This is a genomic window from Pantoea sp. USMM079, assembly GCF_037153115.1.
Taxonomy (GTDB): domain Bacteria; phylum Pseudomonadota; class Gammaproteobacteria; order Enterobacterales; family Enterobacteriaceae; genus Pantoea; species Pantoea communis.
The window spans coordinates 437,348-453,884 of the sequence record NZ_JBBCKX010000002.1 but is presented as its reverse complement, the minus strand read 5'-3'; the positions used below and the strand labels follow the sequence as shown (position 1 = coordinate 453,884).

14 protein-coding genes and 1 pseudogene are annotated in these 16,537 nt (G+C 50.5%); 12 read left to right on the top strand and 3 right to left on the bottom strand.

Annotation, left to right across the window (positions count from 1 at the left end; genetic code table 11):
* Positions 1–275: 275 nt before the first annotated feature.
* Both WFP70_RS06630 and WFP70_RS06625 read right to left on the bottom strand, forming a co-directional pair.
* Positions 276–913, bottom strand: a pseudogene (locus WFP70_RS06630) (hypothetical protein).
* A gap of 270 nt (positions 914–1,183) precedes the next feature.
* Positions 1,184–1,450, bottom strand: a complete 267-nt coding sequence (locus WFP70_RS06625) for a YdgH/BhsA/McbA-like domain containing protein (protein ID WP_337023034.1) — start codon at positions 1,448–1,450, stop codon at positions 1,184–1,186.
* A gap of 604 nt (positions 1,451–2,054) precedes the next feature.
* Between WFP70_RS06625 and WFP70_RS06620 the strand changes: the two genes are divergently transcribed.
* From WFP70_RS06620 to WFP70_RS06570, 11 genes are read left to right on the top strand one after another with little or no spacing between them, the layout of a single operon-like run.
* Positions 2,055–3,638 carry an arylsulfatase gene (locus WFP70_RS06620; RefSeq protein ID WP_337023033.1) on the top strand — a complete coding sequence of 528 codons (1,584 nt, stop codon included), beginning with the start codon at positions 2,055–2,057 and terminating at the stop codon, positions 3,636–3,638.
* A 50-nt stretch (positions 3,639–3,688) separates the two neighbouring features.
* The gene (locus WFP70_RS06615; protein ID WP_337023032.1) at positions 3,689–4,993 is read left to right on the top strand and encodes an anaerobic sulfatase maturase; all 1,305 of its coding nucleotides are present in this window, start codon (positions 3,689–3,691) and stop codon (positions 4,991–4,993) included.
* A complete protein-coding gene (locus tag WFP70_RS06610) occupies positions 4,977–5,969 on the top strand; it encodes an AAA family ATPase (RefSeq protein WP_337023031.1) in 993 nt (330 codons plus the stop codon). The genes WFP70_RS06615 and WFP70_RS06610 overlap by 17 nt, the downstream gene beginning before the upstream one ends.
* Positions 5,969–6,895: a DUF58 domain-containing protein gene (locus tag WFP70_RS06605; RefSeq protein WP_337023030.1), complete on the top strand. Its 927-nt coding sequence runs from the start codon at positions 5,969–5,971 to the stop codon at positions 6,893–6,895. Before WFP70_RS06610 ends, WFP70_RS06605 begins: the two co-directional genes overlap by 1 nt.
* The gene (locus WFP70_RS06600) at positions 6,876–7,316 is read left to right on the top strand and encodes a DUF4381 domain-containing protein (protein WP_282996609.1); all 441 of its coding nucleotides are present in this window, start codon (positions 6,876–6,878) and stop codon (positions 7,314–7,316) included. Before WFP70_RS06605 ends, WFP70_RS06600 begins: the two co-directional genes overlap by 20 nt.
* A complete protein-coding gene (locus tag WFP70_RS06595; RefSeq protein WP_337023029.1) occupies positions 7,309–8,283 on the top strand; it encodes a VWA domain-containing protein in 975 nt (324 codons plus the stop codon). The genes WFP70_RS06600 and WFP70_RS06595 overlap by 8 nt, the downstream gene beginning before the upstream one ends.
* Positions 8,283–9,785, top strand: a complete 1,503-nt coding sequence (locus tag WFP70_RS06590) for a VWA domain-containing protein (RefSeq protein ID WP_337023028.1) — start codon at positions 8,283–8,285, stop codon at positions 9,783–9,785. The genes WFP70_RS06595 and WFP70_RS06590 overlap by 1 nt, the downstream gene beginning before the upstream one ends.
* Positions 9,782–10,798, top strand: a complete 1,017-nt coding sequence (locus WFP70_RS06585; RefSeq protein ID WP_337023027.1) for an oxygen tolerance domain protein — start codon at positions 9,782–9,784, stop codon at positions 10,796–10,798. The genes WFP70_RS06590 and WFP70_RS06585 overlap by 4 nt, the downstream gene beginning before the upstream one ends.
* The gene (locus tag WFP70_RS06580; RefSeq protein WP_337023026.1) at positions 10,795–11,787 is read left to right on the top strand and encodes an HAD family hydrolase; all 993 of its coding nucleotides are present in this window, start codon (positions 10,795–10,797) and stop codon (positions 11,785–11,787) included. Before WFP70_RS06585 ends, WFP70_RS06580 begins: the two co-directional genes overlap by 4 nt.
* 16 nt (positions 11,788–11,803) lie before the next feature.
* The gene (locus WFP70_RS06575) at positions 11,804–12,118 is read left to right on the top strand and encodes a YicS family protein (RefSeq protein ID WP_337023025.1); all 315 of its coding nucleotides are present in this window, start codon (positions 11,804–11,806) and stop codon (positions 12,116–12,118) included.
* 22 nt (positions 12,119–12,140) lie between these two features.
* The gene (locus WFP70_RS06570; RefSeq protein ID WP_337023024.1) at positions 12,141–13,745 is read left to right on the top strand and encodes a mechanosensitive ion channel family protein; all 1,605 of its coding nucleotides are present in this window, start codon (positions 12,141–12,143) and stop codon (positions 13,743–13,745) included.
* On the opposite strand, the gene WFP70_RS06565 is transcribed toward WFP70_RS06570, so the two are convergent.
* The gene (locus WFP70_RS06565) at positions 13,737–14,870 is read right to left on the bottom strand and encodes a GGDEF domain-containing protein (RefSeq protein ID WP_337023023.1); all 1,134 of its coding nucleotides are present in this window, start codon (positions 14,868–14,870) and stop codon (positions 13,737–13,739) included. The genes WFP70_RS06570 and WFP70_RS06565 overlap by 9 nt on opposite strands.
* Before the next feature lie 178 nt (positions 14,871–15,048).
* On the opposite strand from WFP70_RS06565, the gene WFP70_RS06560 reads away from it, so the two are divergent.
* The gene (locus tag WFP70_RS06560) at positions 15,049–16,533 is read left to right on the top strand and encodes a sensor domain-containing diguanylate cyclase (protein WP_337023022.1); all 1,485 of its coding nucleotides are present in this window, start codon (positions 15,049–15,051) and stop codon (positions 16,531–16,533) included.
* Positions 16,534–16,537: the final 4 nt, after the last annotated feature.

Genomic DNA, 16,537 nt, shown 5'->3' with positions numbered 1-16,537 from the left:
CATCGTGAAAAACTCCGCACCAGAAGCCGTCATATCAGGATCCTCAGCAGGTAGCCCGAAGCGGCCAGGTAAGCTTAGCTCAGAACGGCCAGGTTAGCTTTGCTTCTATAATCAAAGTGCGCATAATCATGATTATGTTAAATAAGGTATCGCAATACGCACTCCAGACCATGACCGGCTATCTCCTGCTGAAAATATGCCTTCGCCTCACCCCTCATGCGCGCCGCCCCTCATCCAGTTTGTAATCTATCTGGCGCGGCGGCGCCATTAATCACTCAAGGCTTAAAACGACTTAGTTTGAAAATGCGTCCGACCAAATCAGGTGCAGCGGATTCCTGGCCAGGGCCGTAAACTTGTACTCCCGTCTGCAGGGCATTTTCCGCTTTCAATGCATCTTCTTTGATCGACCGCCCCATGAATTTTGGCAACAGATTGACACAAACCAGAATGGCGCCAAAAGATCCAAACACATAGGTCACAGCATAACCAATGGCGACGTTGCCCTGCAGGCGTGTGGCTTCAGCGGCGGGCAGCCCGAGTTTAGCGATGGCGTCACCTGCTGTTCCGATAATCGCTGATTGCGTCAATGCGCCAGCGGCAACGCCTGCAGCCAGGCCTTTGTCCAATTCAAACATTCGGGCTAAGACGGATTGGCAAAAAACTGCGGGCCTCCGCTGTATCCCAGTGCGAAGATAAACAGCATAAAGAAAACATTTTTGAGATCGGTATCGACAGAAATATGGAGTTGTCCAATTAATAAAGCGGCAATCAACGTTCCGCAAACACCGCCAAGCTGAATAGGCCCTAAACGGATCTGACCAATGGCGTATCCCACTGTAAGAGTGAGAAAAATAGCCAGGCCAGGTAGGGTCTGCAACGCTTGTAATATCGTGCCGTAAAAAGTACCATACATAGTCAAATCCCTGGTTATGGAAATGCGTCGATTTGAGACGGACGTAAGTTTACCTATCAATAATCTGCTTGAATAAGAAGCGCCAAATCGTCCTTGAAACTAACAAATCATATTTCAGATTGCTTTTATCAGAGGTTGTCTCTTTTGGTTTGCAATCAATATTCGTACAGCCTTTGATTACAGTTAAATATCAGTAAGGATGACAGTGATTACAATGAGAATAATTAGCATGCAATTTAATTAATACCCTGCTTTCGCAGGGTATTGAATTTATTTGTAAACTGTTGCGGTGCCCTGGACTTTGCCATCAACCCTTGCCGACGTGATAACGTAATACTTTCCGCCCTTCTCATCGGCTAGTTTTGAGAGTTCATCCTTAGCGTCTTTGGGATCGGTAAAAGTACCCGAAGTGGAGACGGTGCCCACTTCAGTATAATTTTTTGCCTCATCCTTAGAGATTTCTTGTGCGGCCAGAACAGAAAATGACATCGACACAAAAACAGTTGCTGACAATGCTATCGTATTGAATTTATTCATATCACCACCCAGATTGATGTTTGCCCCACATTAGTGTGTAGGCAGTAATAATGACTAGATGACAAACATAAGAAATGCAAAATAAATATGTATCGCTTTTGATTGTTGTCGGGGAGATATTTTACCCAGATAATCATTTTCTAAGTAATTCATGGTTTTAAATGGAGCATGAAATTTAAATCACCAAATAGGATTATTCCTAGTGAAGGATTTCATTATTCAACAGGGAAAATGGAAGGTAGACCTTTATCACAATTTTAAAATGGCACTTGGCATTCCAGTTTTAACCCGCTATTGTCTTTTCATAATCAGACACATCTCATGTCAGCTTATTTATAAAAACAAACCGTTATTTTCTGTCTTGATTAGCGGCCCACTTTCCTACTCCCAGCAAGATGTGACATCAGCCGTTAATAAATCCATGGCGGTGTGAATAAAATTATATAGCGTTTCATGTCCCGGGCGCATGTCTTATGCATGCTAGCTCATGGATTTATAAGTTTATTTTCGTTCATGACAATCTATCCAGGAAGGTTTGATCAGCGCGTTAACTCACGTCGGGTTAATTACGTCGGTCAAAACCTACCTTAACCGGAGTGCAGAAATGTCCAGAATCCCTTTTGGCAAATCGCTTCTCGCCTCAATGTTGTCGGCTGCTTGCTGTTCATGGAGTGCACATGCCGCACCTGATAACAATGCAACCCCCACCCCGCCGGAACAAAACACAGATAAACCCAATATCGTGGTGATCTTTGGAGATGATATTGGTTACTGGAACATCAGTACCTATAACCAGGGAATGATGGGATACAAAACACCGAATATTGACAGCATTGCGGCGGAAGGAGCGAAATTTACCTCTTACTATGCAGAGCAGAGTTCAACCGCTGGGCGATCGTCATTCATCACTGGACAAATGCCCTTCCGCACCGGGATGAGTAAAGTTGGGATGCCGGGCGCCCCGCAGGGTTTGCAAAAAGAAGACCCAACCATCGCCTCCATTTTGAAGCAACTCGGTTATGCCACTGGACAATTTGGTAAAAATCATCTCGGCGATCGTAATGAGTTCCTTCCTACCGCTCATGGTTTTGATGAATTTTTTGGCAATCTTTATCATTTGAATGCAGAAGAAGAGCCAGAGAATCCTGACTATCCGAAAGATCCTGAATTTAAGAAACAATTTGGACCGCGTGGCGTCATTAAGTCCACGGCTGATGGCAAAGTTGAGGATACCGGTCCCCTCAACGTGAAACGTATGGGGACTGTGGATGAAGAGTTCCTGGCCGCTAACAATGATTTTATGGAACGTCAGGTGAAAGCGAACAAGCCCTTCTTCACCTGGTTCAATACCACACGCATGCACAATAAAACCCATATAAAACCGGAAGACAAAGGCGTCACAGGCCTGGGGGATTATGCGGATGGCATGGTCGAGCATGACAAAATCATTGGTGAGGTACTGAGGAAAATTAAAGACCTCGGCATCGAAGATAACACCATTGTGATTTATACCACTGATAATGGTCCGATGATTGCCACCTGGCCTGATTCGGGGATGACCCCCTTCCGCGGTGAAAAAAATACCGGCTGGGAAGGTGGTTTCCGCGTACCGGCCATGATCCGATGGCCGGGTCATATTAAACCGGGTACGGTCATCAACGATATGTTTGGCAGCAATGACTGGTTCCCAACGCTGGTCGCCGCTGCCGGTGTGGGTGATATCAAACAACAGCTGCTGAAAGGCTATAAAACCAGCGCGATGACCTATAAGGTCCATCTGGATGGTTATAATCAACTCGATTTCCTGCAAGGCAAAGCGCCGGATCAACGTCACGAGTTCTTTTACTGGAGTGACGATGGAGACTTACTGGCAATGCGTTATGGCCGCTGGAAAGCCCACTTCATGATTCAGGAACATACCGGACTGGATCTGTGGAAATACCCGTTCACTAAACTGCGCACGCCGCTGATCTTCGATCTTGAGATTGACCCACTGGAACGCGGTGATGATGGCATGGACTATAACCACTGGTTCTATGACCGCTTGTTCCTGCTCGGTGGCGCACAAAAATATGCCGCAGAAATGCTGCAAAGTTTCAAAGAGTTCCCTCCGCGGCAAAAACCTGGCTCCTTCACCGTTTCTGATGTGCAGAAACTGATTGATGAAGGCAGTCCGGCCACTAACTAAGCTCGCCGATGACAACCGGGCACGCGCGTGCCCGGTTAATGGAGGTTGCGATGAAACACAGCACCACGCTGGCGTTGCGCCCATTGCCCAGCGCCAACAAATACAATGGTAAAGGTCCAGCTTACACCCGACGTTTTCATGTGATGGCCAAACCTACGGGTTCTCGCTGCAATATTGACTGCAACTACTGTTTTTATCTGCACAAAGAACAACTGCTTCACCAGGATCACAGCGTCATGAGCGATGACGTGTTGGAAGCCTATATTCGCCAGTATATTGAGGGGCAGGATGGAGACCAGGTGGTATTTTCCTGGCAAGGCGGTGAACCTACGTTGATGGGATTAGCCTGGTTTGAAAAAGTCGTCGAACTCCAACGGCGATATCAAAAGCCCGGACAGCGAATCGAAAACGATCTGCAAACCAACGGTATTCTCATCAACGACAACTGGGCACGGTTTCTCAAACAGCATCATTTTCTGGTGGGATTATCCATTGACGGTCCACAAGAGCTGCATGATCGCTATCGCCTGACTCGCAGTGGTAAGCCCACTTTTGAGAAAGTAATGGAAGGTGCTGCAGCGCTGAAACGACATGGCGTCCCTTTCAATGCATTGGTTACTGTCAATCGGACTAACGCGCGTTTTCCGCTGGAGGTGTATCGTTTTCTGACACGTGAACTCGGCGCAACCTACATCCAGTTTAATCCCTGTGTCGAACCGGTGGATTTCAAACAAACCGCCCCACAATTCTGGCGCGATGATAGCATCCCGATGACAGGTAGCCGGCGAGCAAAACCCGGCGATCTGGACTCGATTGTTACCGATTGGTCAGTTGATCCTGACGATTGGGGAAAATTTCTTATCGCGACGTTTGAAGAGTGGGTCAATAACGATTTAGGCCGCGTGCAGGTCAATCTGTTTGAAACAGCCGTTGCGCAGACCATGGGGATGCCTGGACAGATCTGCGTGACCTCGGAGTTTTGTGGCAAAGGCCTGGCGATTGAGAAAAACGGTGATATCTACTCATGCGATCACTATGTTTATCCCGAATATCAACTCGGTAACCTGAAACACACCAAACTCAGCCGTATGGCATTTTCCGAGCGGCAGAAAGCCTTCGGTATGGGAAAACGCGATACGCTACCTTCTGCGTGTAAACGCTGTCCTTATCTCAAATTGTGTTGGGGAGAATGCCCGAAGAACCGCATCGTGCGCAGCGAAGAAGGTGAACTCGGCTTGAACTACCTCTGCCCTGGTATTAAGGCCTTCTTTAACTTCGCACAACCCATTCTGGTGGGCATCGCCTCGCTGCTGCAGCCGCAACAACGGGAGGCGGAGCATGACACTACGCGATAAGTTTCTGGCGCTGGAAGTCAGCATGAATCAGCAGGTTTTAGGCCAGCAGGAGCTCGTTCGCATGCTGATCATCTCGTTGTTATGTGATGGACATGTGTTACTGGAAGGTTTACCCGGGTTGGCGAAAACCCGCGCCGTACGTGAACTGGCCAATCATATCGAGGGGGAATTTAAGCGCATCCAGTTTACTCCCGACTTGCTACCCTCAGACATTACCGGGAGTGAAATTTATCAACAAAACGCCGTTCGGGAAGAGGACCAATTCCGTTTCCGTCCCGGTCCGGTGTTTGGCAATTTGATCCTCGCAGATGAGATCAATCGCGCTTCTGCTCGCGTGCAATCGGCATTGCTGGAAGCAATGGAAGAGCGGCACGTCACGGTTGCCGGTAAAAGTTGGCCCCTGCCAGGCGTATTCATGGTACTGGCTACGCAAAACCCGGTCGATCAGGAAGGGACCTGGCCGTTACCCGAGGCCCAGTTAGATCGGTTTTTAATGAAAGTACGGGTGGATTACCCGTCAAAAGAGAATGAGCAACGCGTCATGCAATTAGTGCGCGCTGAGCAACAGGCTAAGTATTTGGGCGTGGCCGCGACGGATAAAAAACGTGATGAGCCACGTTTAAGCCAGCAGGATATCGCCGCTTGCTGGCAGGCAATTTCCGATGTGTATGTTGCTCCCACGGTTGAAAACTACATCGTTTCATTAGTAGAGATGACTCGCCAGACGGCGCGGGTCAGTGAAACTTTTGCCAGCTATGTTGCGTTGGGTATAAGCCCGCGCGGTACGCTGGCGCTTGATAGAACCAGTCGGGCGCAAGCGTGGCTGGAGGGCCGGGATGCAGTGTTACCACAAGATGTTCAGCGTGTTGCGCCTGCGGTTCTGCGTCACCGTCTTTTATTGAGTTATCAGGCAAATGCCGAACGCATGAGTGCTGATCATGTGGTCCAAATGTTGTTAGACGCAGTGGTGGCCTGATGAGCGAGGCCATCACAGTGACCCTGCCCGGCTTATTATCACTCGCCACCGAGGCTCAAAAGCTTCAGAATCCACCGGGCCAGCTGCCGCCAACGGCGATGGCTGGAGAACGAGTGTCACGACAACAAGGGCGTGGCCTTAACTTCGATAGTCTACGGCGTTATCAACCCGGTGACGATGTTAGGCTCATTGACTGGCAGGCTACGGCGCGGCTGCGTTCACCGTGGATACGTCTCTACAATGAAGAGAAAGAGCGCCCTGTATTCCTGCTGATCGATCAGCGTTTGGATATGTTTTTTGCCACCCAAGGGCAAATGAAATCCGTAGCGGCAGCCAATATCGCTGCACTGCTGGCATGGAGAAGTTGGCACGATGGTGATCGGCTAGGCTTTGCGTTGTTTGATGATCAGTCTGTCGCACTACAACGTTGCCGTTCAGCCAAATTCGCGTTGCATCCCTTACTCTCGGATATTGTCCGTTTCAATCAGGCTTTAGCGCCAGGCTATGCGCAAGAGCCTGTATCTTCTCTGCCATTACATGAGGTGCTGCAGCGCACAACCAGCCTGATTCCTGCTGGCACCTGGATGGCGTTGATCAGCGATTTTCACGATCTGAATAGCCAAAGCGAGGCTTTGATTGCAGTACTGCGCCGGCGTTGTGAAATCACCGCTTTCGTTGTGCTTGATGACCTTCATCTCCGCCTGCCCGCTCGGGGAAATCTGGCGGCCCGCTATCAACATCAGCACGTTTCTTTTGCACTAAGCCCAGCTTTGCGCGAGCAAATTAAACAAAGTGTTAGCGCGCGCCTGTCACATCAGCAGAACCGCTTATCCCGGCTGGGCGTTGACGTTCGCCATATCGTGGTCGGAGAACCCCTCATGGCGCAATTACATCGGGGAGATGATCATGCTGGCAAAAGGCTTTAGTGTTCCCACACTACAACATCCCGAATTGCCGTCTGCTGTTTCATGGTTCCCTTTGCCCGAGGGTTGGTGGTGGCTGCTCTCGGTGATGCTAATTTGTCTGATGGCATTTTTACTAGTGAGAGCTGCACGCTGGTATCGAAATCGCTGGCGCCGTGAAGCACGAACACTGCTGCATCATGTTGAGGATGCTGACAGTTGGTTGAATCTAATCAAACGGATTCAGCTGGTGCATCATCCGCGTGCACTTATCAGCGAGCAGAGTGAGCCGGAATCCATACTCGCCGAGCTTCCCCTGACGGAATCACTCAGGCAGCAACTCTGCCGGCGTTATTGCCAGGCGGACAATCACCTGAGCAGCGCAGATAACCAGCAATTGCGTCAACAGATACAACGCTGGCTGGAGGCACTGCCCGATGTCTGAGTGGATGAGCCGCGTTGATTTTGCCTGGCCATGGGTATGGCTGTTACTCCCAATACCGTTATTGGGTTACTTTCTGCCACCCACAAAACCGCCTGTCTCGCAGGAAGTTCGTGTTCCTTTTCTTCCCGTTTTAATCGAAGAATTACAACTGGATACGCCGGTTCCCGACAGGAATCGAAGCCTGTCACTGCTGTTTTGGTTGAGCTGGTTGCTAATGATCTGCGCACTGGCGCGCCCCGAATATCTTTTGCCCCCTCAGGTACAGACTAAACCGATGCGCAATCTGGTTCTGATACTGGATGTGTCGGGTTCGATGGAGAAGAACGATGCAGGTGGCGGCATGACACGTTTGCAGGCGGTACAACAATCGGTGCGCCAGTTTGTGCAGCAACGCAAAAAAGATCGTATTGGCCTGGTGATCTTTGGTTCGAGCGCCTGGCCGTTTGCTCCGATCAGTGAAGACAAAGAAGCGTTGCTGGCACGGTTACAACAATTATCGCCCGGTATGGTCGGGCAGCAAACGGCGATCGGGGATGCGCTGGGTGTGGCCGTGAAGTTGCTCGACAGTTCACTCGAACAGGACGCCAGCCGTATGGCAATTATGCTTACCGATGGCAATGACACCGCATCACAATTGCCTCCCGCGATGGCGGCGCAATTGGCAGCTTCTCATCATGTACAGGTTGATACCATTGCCTTTGGTGACCCAGCCGCGGGTGGCGAAGGCAAAGTGGATGTCGCCCTGATGCAAAGGCTGGCTCATACAACCGGGGGGACTGCTTTTCAGGCTGCGACTTCAGGTGTGGCGCTGCAAAGCGTGTGGCGAACCATTGATGCCCAAACCCCAGCACAAGTCAAAACCCTGGGTTTCGCGCTGCGACAACCCCTCTTTATCTGGCCACTGGCCATGAGTATGTTGCTCATGCTGCTCATGACTTTCATCAGTCAGATTAGGGAGCGTAGGTGATGAACGCATTCCACATATTGCATCCCTGGTGGTTAACAGGATTGCCATTGTGCCTGGGGCTGGCCTGGTGGTTACGCAGAACGGATAGTCAGTGGTCACGCATTCTGACAAAACCCTTTCATCTCTTGATTATCGGAAAGCGCCTGCCTGCTCGTGCCCTATTGCCGTGGTTGCTGGCAACGGGATTCGTCGCGCTTGCTGGACCCAGTTGGCACAAACAACCGCCTGCGGGCGAATCCCCCCAAAGTAATGTCATGGTGGTTCTGCAACAGGATCTCAGCATGCTGGCACAGGATCTGCCTCCTAATCGCCATGAACGCATGCAACATAAGCTGACGTTACTAATGCAGCAACTCCCAGGAAGTCGTTTTGGTCTGGTGGTTTACAGGGCTGGAGCCTGGCTGACAACACCAATGACCACCGATCCGACCTTTTACACCCTATTTTTACAAGCCCAACAACCCACGTTACTCCCTGACAGTGACGGTGATGGATTGCAGCCAGCATTGGCGCTGGCAGAAAAAAACCTACCCGCCTCACCCCGTTCGATACTGTTAATCGCAGATTCCCTGAGTGCGACGGATGTGAGTTTGCTCAATAACACGACTTTGCCCATTCAGCTTTGGGTACCGGGAACCGCTCGCGGAGGTGCATTACCTGAAGCGCTTGCTCAACGTGGTATCGATACCCGTCTGAATGTGGCCCGGTTCAAGCAAATTCAGCAGCACGGGTTGCCCGTGACACTGGCAACCATTGATGATGATGACCTTGTCAGCATACGGCGTCACATTCGGCAAACGGTTATTGCTGAGCAGAATGATCGCGTGGATCTGCCCTGGCATAACAGTGGATATTTATTGATCCCTTTGATGTTGCTGTTGTCGCTGCTATGGCGCCGGCAAGTTGTCGCTGCGTGGGCCATCCTGTCATGGATTTGGATTGCACCTCCGGCACACGCCAGTCTGATAGATCGTTTTATTAGACCTGATATGCAAGGTCAGCAGGCCTTCAAGCGTGGAGATTACACATCCGCTGCCCGGCATTATCAGGATCCCTTAAGACGTGGCATCGCCCTCTATTATGCGGGTGATTTCGCCGGGGCCAGCGCCGCTTTTCGTCTTGTCCCACCGACCCCGGAATCTCTGTTGTGGGCCGGTAATTGTGAAGCCCAACTAAAACACTGGCAGCAGGCATTGAATATATACGATCAGGCACTCAGCCTTCGTCCTGGCTGGCCTATGGCACAGCAAAATCGCGCCAGTATTGCAAAAATTGTCATGCAGTTAAGGCAGAAAGAACGCGACCGCCAGGATGCCCAGGGAAAAGAGCAGGAAGAGAGTGCGGATGCGATCAAAAAGGATCTGGCGAAAAATCAGGGCGTCATGCAAAAAGATATGCAGCCCTTGCAGCAAGCGTCCCCTCAGATTAATCAGTGGTATCAAAATTTAATCCTCTCTCCCAGCGGGCTCCTCGAAAATCTGTACCATTCGGAGTCGCCATGAAACTGCTCTTATTGTGCTTGTTTATTCTGGCCTTTCCCGCACGTGCGGCGATGGATGTTACACGTGAGTTAGTGGTGCCCGATCAACTCGTACCGGGTCAACCCCTGCGTGTTGCCATCACTTTTTGGACGGATAGCTGGTTCAATCCTCCACCTCAGTGGCCTGATTTTCCAATCGAAAATGGCAATTTACTGCCCACACCTATTCCTAATCAATTAGTCAGCAAGACAGAACAAGGGTTGAGCTGGAGTGGTGTGCGTATGGAACGTCAACTCATGGCCTGGGATCAGGGAAAATTACGTCTCCCAGAGTTGGATATTACGCTGCAATCTGCCGGCCAACCGCCGAAAACAGCACAGCTGCCGCAGCTGGAAACAACGGTTAATTGGCCAACTGATGTCGAACAACCTGATAGATTTTTACCTGCAAGTGCCCTTTCACTGACGCAAAAAGTGACGTTTTATCGCGCGCAAAGTGATCAAACTCTGCATGTTGGTGATGTTGTTGAACGTCAGGTAACGCTGCAGGCACATGATGTCATTGCTGCACAAATTCCGCCGATACTGGCTGACTTACCGGGCCCCACCACACAAAAACTGATCACACTTAATTCGCCTCTGATTGAAGGCAGGGATGAGATTGTCGGTAGCCAACATATTGAACGGCTGCGCTATTTACCCGACACCCCTGGTTCACTTGATTTACCCGCAGTCAAACTGCGCTGGTGGAATACTTCGCAACATCAATGGCGACTCGCTGAGTTGCCCGCGATCCGTTACACCATTTTGCCTGCACGGGCGGCGGGTAGTGAAATGACCTTGCAATCGTCCCATTCGCTGACAGCCTGGCAACTGTGGACGATCACCCTTCTGCTTCTCGGCATGGGCGTGCTGGTTTGGTTTACCCGGCGATGGATATGGCGCGCGGCTCTGTTCGCTTATCACATGTGGCGGCATCTATGGCACGTCACTGCCCTCCCTTTATTGGTCCCACAGAACAGGAAAAGGTTATGAAGGGAAAATTATTATTAGCCTCATTATTGCTATGGGGCTCAGCTGTCCAGGCAGACGATCTTTCTGCATGGCGTGACTCCGCTGCGAAGCGAGCTATCGCACAGTGGGTTCAGGCAACGACAGCGCCTGGTAGCCGCGCCTTCATTCCTGTTAATGAACGTTATGTGGTCTTTGATAATGACGGCACGCTCTGGCCGGAAGCCCCTCTCACTTTCCAATTACAGTTTGCGGTTGATGAAGTGAAGCGGCTCGCGCCTTCCCACCCGCAATGGCAGCAAGATCCCATGGTTCAGGCCGTCCTGTCAGATGATAAAGCGGCATTAGAAAAAGCCGGGAAACAGGGGCTGCTGAAATTACTAACCCTGACGCACTCCGGAATGACCACGGATGAATTCGCCCAGCGCGTAGCGCAATGGGTTGATACGCACCGCCATCCCCGTTTTGGCTGCCGTTACGATACCTTGAGTTACCAGCCGATGCGTCAGTTGCTGGACTACCTGCGTAGAAACGGATTTAAAACATGGATTGTGTCGGGTGGTGGCGTCGATTTCATGCGTGTACTGGCTGAAAAAATGTATGGGATACCACCGGAACAAGTGATCGGATCATTCTCTTTGTCCGAATTTAGCTTGAGTGATAACGGTACGCAGTTACGTAAAACCATGCACGGCGCGTTTCTTGACGACGAGGCCGCAAAACCTGTAGCGATCCACCTTTTTATGGGCCATCGCCCAGTTGCGGCGTTTGGTAACAGCGACGGTGATGTGCCAATGCTGCAATACACTTCATCCAATCCGAAGATGAAAACATTGGGCCTACTGATACATCACACTGATCCCGCTCGGGAATACGGCTATGACGCACATCCGCCTGCCAGCGGTAAATTGGTCTCTGGACTCACACTTGCCCCGCGCTATGGCTGGGTCGTTGTTGACATGCATCACGACTGGCAAACGGTATTTGATCCTACACTGTGTAAACCTGAATAACGCCGCTGGAGGCTCTATGTTTCGGAAGATCAACGCTTGCTCACTATTGGTAATGCTCCCATTTCTGACACTGGCGAAATCACCCTATAGCAATCTGTCCTATGCGTTGCGTGAGCAGCAGATTATCACCGACCTGCGTAACCACTGCCATCTGGCGCAAGATATTCCTGATGAACGCATTAAGCAGGTATTTTTAAATAGCTCAGAAAATCACGACGCAATTGTGAACGCGGCTGATGCGCTGAAAAAGAATAATCAAACAACCTATCATCAACATATTAAACAGGTCAGTTGTCCAAAACTGGCGATGTTTTCGGGCGTTAAACCGTAGCGTTACGTTGGGGTGCTGAGTTATGCAACGCATCATACTGTTGTTGATCTGCCTGGTCGCTTCGACAAACGGCGCCTGGGCGGCTGAACCGCGGCAGGCCCCAACGCCGCAGGAGCGTGCCCGAACACTGATATTACTTAACCAACCTATTGTCATGCTGCAGGCGACCTTTGGCTTGACGACACCCGAAGAACGAATTAAACGGATTGTCGGCAATGTCCGTGCATTAAGTGACGAAGATCTAACACATCCGGTTGAGATTGAAACGCTTCATCGTTACCAGCAACAAGTCGTTTTATTTACCATCAACAACAAACCTTTTATGTTACTGGCCGAGCAGGACCTCGATGAAGGTGATGATTTGACACTTAATCAGGCGGCGCAGCATGTGCAGATGCGATTCGAAAATTTACGCCATGCCCTGATACAACAGTATTCTAGCCACTATCTCCTAATATCAGCGGGTAAAAGCCTACTTGGGCTAGCCAGTTTACTACTGTTGATCGGTGGCGTAGTCGGTGCTAATCGTCTGATGTCACGTCGTCTCCAGATTCAGGCCTTGAATTCTGAAGTAAGCGTGTTTCTCCCATTACGGCAAATTCTAAGATCGATAATGCGGCAATCCCTGAACATTTTGTCACTCCTCTTCGCGTTAATTGTGACTTATATCTGGCTGAGTTGGACACTGCGGCTATTCCCCTGGACGCGGACCTGGGGACAGGATTTAGGTGACTACGCGATGGCGCTGTTGCAGGGGATTGCGCTGACCTTACTGGCAGCATTACCGGGGTTGACCGTGGTCGCGGTGATTTTCCTGATCACTGCTGGCATCATGAAGTTGATTAATCTTGCTTTGACGCGTATCGAGCATGGCAAACTGAGAGTCGCTGGTTTTCACCCAGAAACCTTAGGCGTCACGCGTCGATTGATTGGGCTGGCCATTTGGTTGTTGGCATTGTCAGCCGCTTATCCTTTCTTGCCGGGCGCTAACACTCTGGCATTTAAGGGGATCAGCGTTTTCTTCGGCCTAATGCTAACGCTGGGATCGGCCGGAGTGATGAATCATGCCATGAGTGGATTGGTGCTCACTTACTCACGCGCGTTGCGTAAGGGCGATATCATTCGTATCCTTGAGCATGAAGGTGTAGTGACAGATGTGGGAATTTTGGCGACAAAAATTCAAACACGAGAAAATTACGACGTCACCATTCCCAACGCAGTGGTCGTAAGTGGCAAAATCATCAATCTCAGTAGCGCATCGGCAGGTAAAGGACTGAATCTCACCACGTCGGTAACCATTGGCTATGATGTGCCCTGGCGCCAGGTTCACGCCATGCTACAACTGGCCGCCAGCAGAAGTGATTGCGTGAGCGCGTTAACTGCGCCGTTAATCAGGCAATTAGCGTTGCAGGACTGGTACGTGAATTATGAATTGCAGGTGAGTTTGCTACCGGGCACTGCATTGTCCGCTGCACGCACAGAACTTCATAGCCAAATTCAGGACGTATTTAATGAATATGGCGTCCAAATCATGTCACCTAACTTCATTAGCCAGCCCGATCATCCTGTTGTCGTGCGTCGTGAAGCCTGGTTTACGCCACCGGCTTCTTCCTCTGATTTAAGCTGATGTGCGATTCCGTCCACCCTTTTTTGCCCGATACAGCGCCGCATCGGCTGCGGCAATGAGCTCGTTGACTGCCACACCGCCCGCTGAAGCTGCAATTCCGATACTCATCGTCACATGCTGACTGACTTCGGAGGCCGCGTGAGGTATCGCTTTTACAAGCAATTGTTGCTGGATGCGTTCGGCGACCAGCATAGCCTGCTGCTGATTAGCATCCGGCAACACCAGCGCAAACTCTTCGCCACCGTAACGAGCGACTAAATCTTCAGGCGTACGTATGGCCAGTTTTAGCACAGTAGCGATCTGACGCAGACAATCATCCCCCAACTGATGACCGTAATGATCGTTAAAGCGTTTGAAGTAATCGACGTCGAGCATCATTAGCGCAAAAGATTGATGCTGATCCACCATCAACGCCAGGTAATCATCCAATACCCGGCGATTGGCTGTGCCCGTCAATCCATCCTGATGCGCCTGAAGTTCAAGGCGTGAGATTAATAATTGGTTTTCACTGTGTCGCTGCCAGGCTTCGTCAAACCAGCGTTGCAGCAGGAATCGTCCGGTAAATAAAATAATGCTGAAGAACAACCACACAACAAGAAAGCGCATATTCACGCCGTCATTACGATGAAGGCTGGCGACGAACAAGGTCAACCACAACGGTGTGATAAACAGTAATAAACCCGCCGGAAAAAAATAGAGTGCCACCAGTGCGGTGAGCATCAGGATAATGCAAAAAGGATAGGCAAAAGCTAACTGCCACTCGGCGATAAAGTAATAGGCACATATTGACCACAACACACTTTGCCAGCAAAGCAGAATAGCAATCGTTAACTGTCTTACATGGCGTGATAACCTGCGCACATGTCCCGTCAGGCAGGCGGCCAGCGCGAAAAAGAGCACCGTCACCATGGAGCCATCAATCACCCATGCAGTGTGCTGAGCCAGCAGCAAACCACGGTCATAGCCGGGAAATAGCATATTCCGGCACAGAATCATTAAGGCGAATCCGGCATTGATAAATGCCAGCCATCTCAGATTGCTAATCAGCGCATGATGAACCATCTCCGCTTTATTTTGCCAATGGGCTTTTTGATGCTCACTTCTACGGCGCCAATTCTCGCTCATCAGATTTATTCCACAAATGCATAAAATTTTCTTTACTCAGCTTATGACAGTTACATGAATCCTGTAATATCCCTATCCACTCTGCCCACCTTTTCAGCATGCACAAAGAGTATCAATGCGTAAAAGTGTCCTCTCAGATAGCACCCCTCGTCTGCTAAAGACTTCTCTTGGAAGAAGTATGGCCGTATTTCTGCTTTCCATCAGTTTACTGGTGGTGGCTATTAATGCCTGGTCTCTTTGGCACTCCTGGCAGCAACACCTGACAGAAAAAGAAGAGGATGCACGCAATCTCTCGCTCTCATTAGCCAAACAAGCTGAAGATGCCTTTTTACAGGTTGATATTACCCTCGCGGATGCTGTGCGCCAGTTACGTCAAAACGGCAACAGCTTTGCTGCAACACCGCAGTTCCTGCATCAAATCAAAGACCAGCAAAGCAAGCTCCCTCAGCTGCACGGATTGTTTGTTTACGACACCGAGGGACATTGGGTGGCTTCATCTGGCAACTTCACGCCAACCAATGCCAGTAACGCCGATCGTGATTACTTTGTCTGGCATCGGACGCATCCCAGTCTGGATATCCATATCAGCCATGTCATCCGCAGTCGCTCCACCGGTGATCTGGTGATTCCTGTTTCGGTACGCCTAAATGATAATGCGGGGAATTTTGCTGGTGTCGCCCTTGCGACGGTCAAAGTGGATTATTTCCGGCAGTACTACAGCTACTACACGCTTGGCGATAAAGATGCACTGGGATTGATCCTGGCGGATGCCACGGCCCTTTATATTCGCCCTTTTCCTGACTCTTATATTGGCCGGACCCTTTCCGGCAGCCCGCTGTTTCAAACCGAGCTTAAATCGGCGTCGAGCGGCAGCGCGACCTGGCGTTCGACGCTCGACGGTGTTGAACGTGTGTTCGGCTATGCTCGACTAGAGCGTTATCCACTGATTGTGACGGCTGGCTATGACCGTGACCGGCTTCGTATGGAGTGGATGACGGCCAACCTGACGAATGTTTTGCTCAACATTGTGCTGCTCTTAACCATTACCGGCATGGGCGTCTTTGTATTGCGTCAGGTGGGTACCAATGTGCGTAATCAAATTGAACTGACCCATGTTCGTGATGAACTGACCACCATCAACCATACGCTGCAATCCCTGGCGTTGGTCGATGGTTTGACCGGGCTGGCGAATCGCCGTCAGTTCGATGCTCTGCTGGAGCAAGCGCTGCTTCGTTCAGAAAAGCACGCTGAGCCGCTCTCGCTGGTGATGATCGATATCGATTATTTCAAACGCTATAACGACACCTACGGGCATGTTGCGGGTGATGAGTGTTTGCAGGATGTCGGCCTGGCGTTAAAGGATAGCGTGCATTATCAAGGCGATATCGTGGCACGTTATGGCGGTGAAGAGTTTGCGATCATTCTGCCCAGCACCTCAGCCTTTGATGCCAAAAAAGTGGCTGAGCGCGCGGTCAGATTTGTTGCAGAAACCGGCATTGCACATGAAAACTCAGATGTTCCAGCTGGCGTAGTGACCATCAGCGCTGGCTACAGCACGCTGACGTCAACTGGTAAAACCGGCGAAGCAGACCAGCTGAAACAGGACGCCGACAAAGCCCTTTATCTGGCAAAACGCAGCGGGCGTAATCAAATTAAGCCCTGATGTT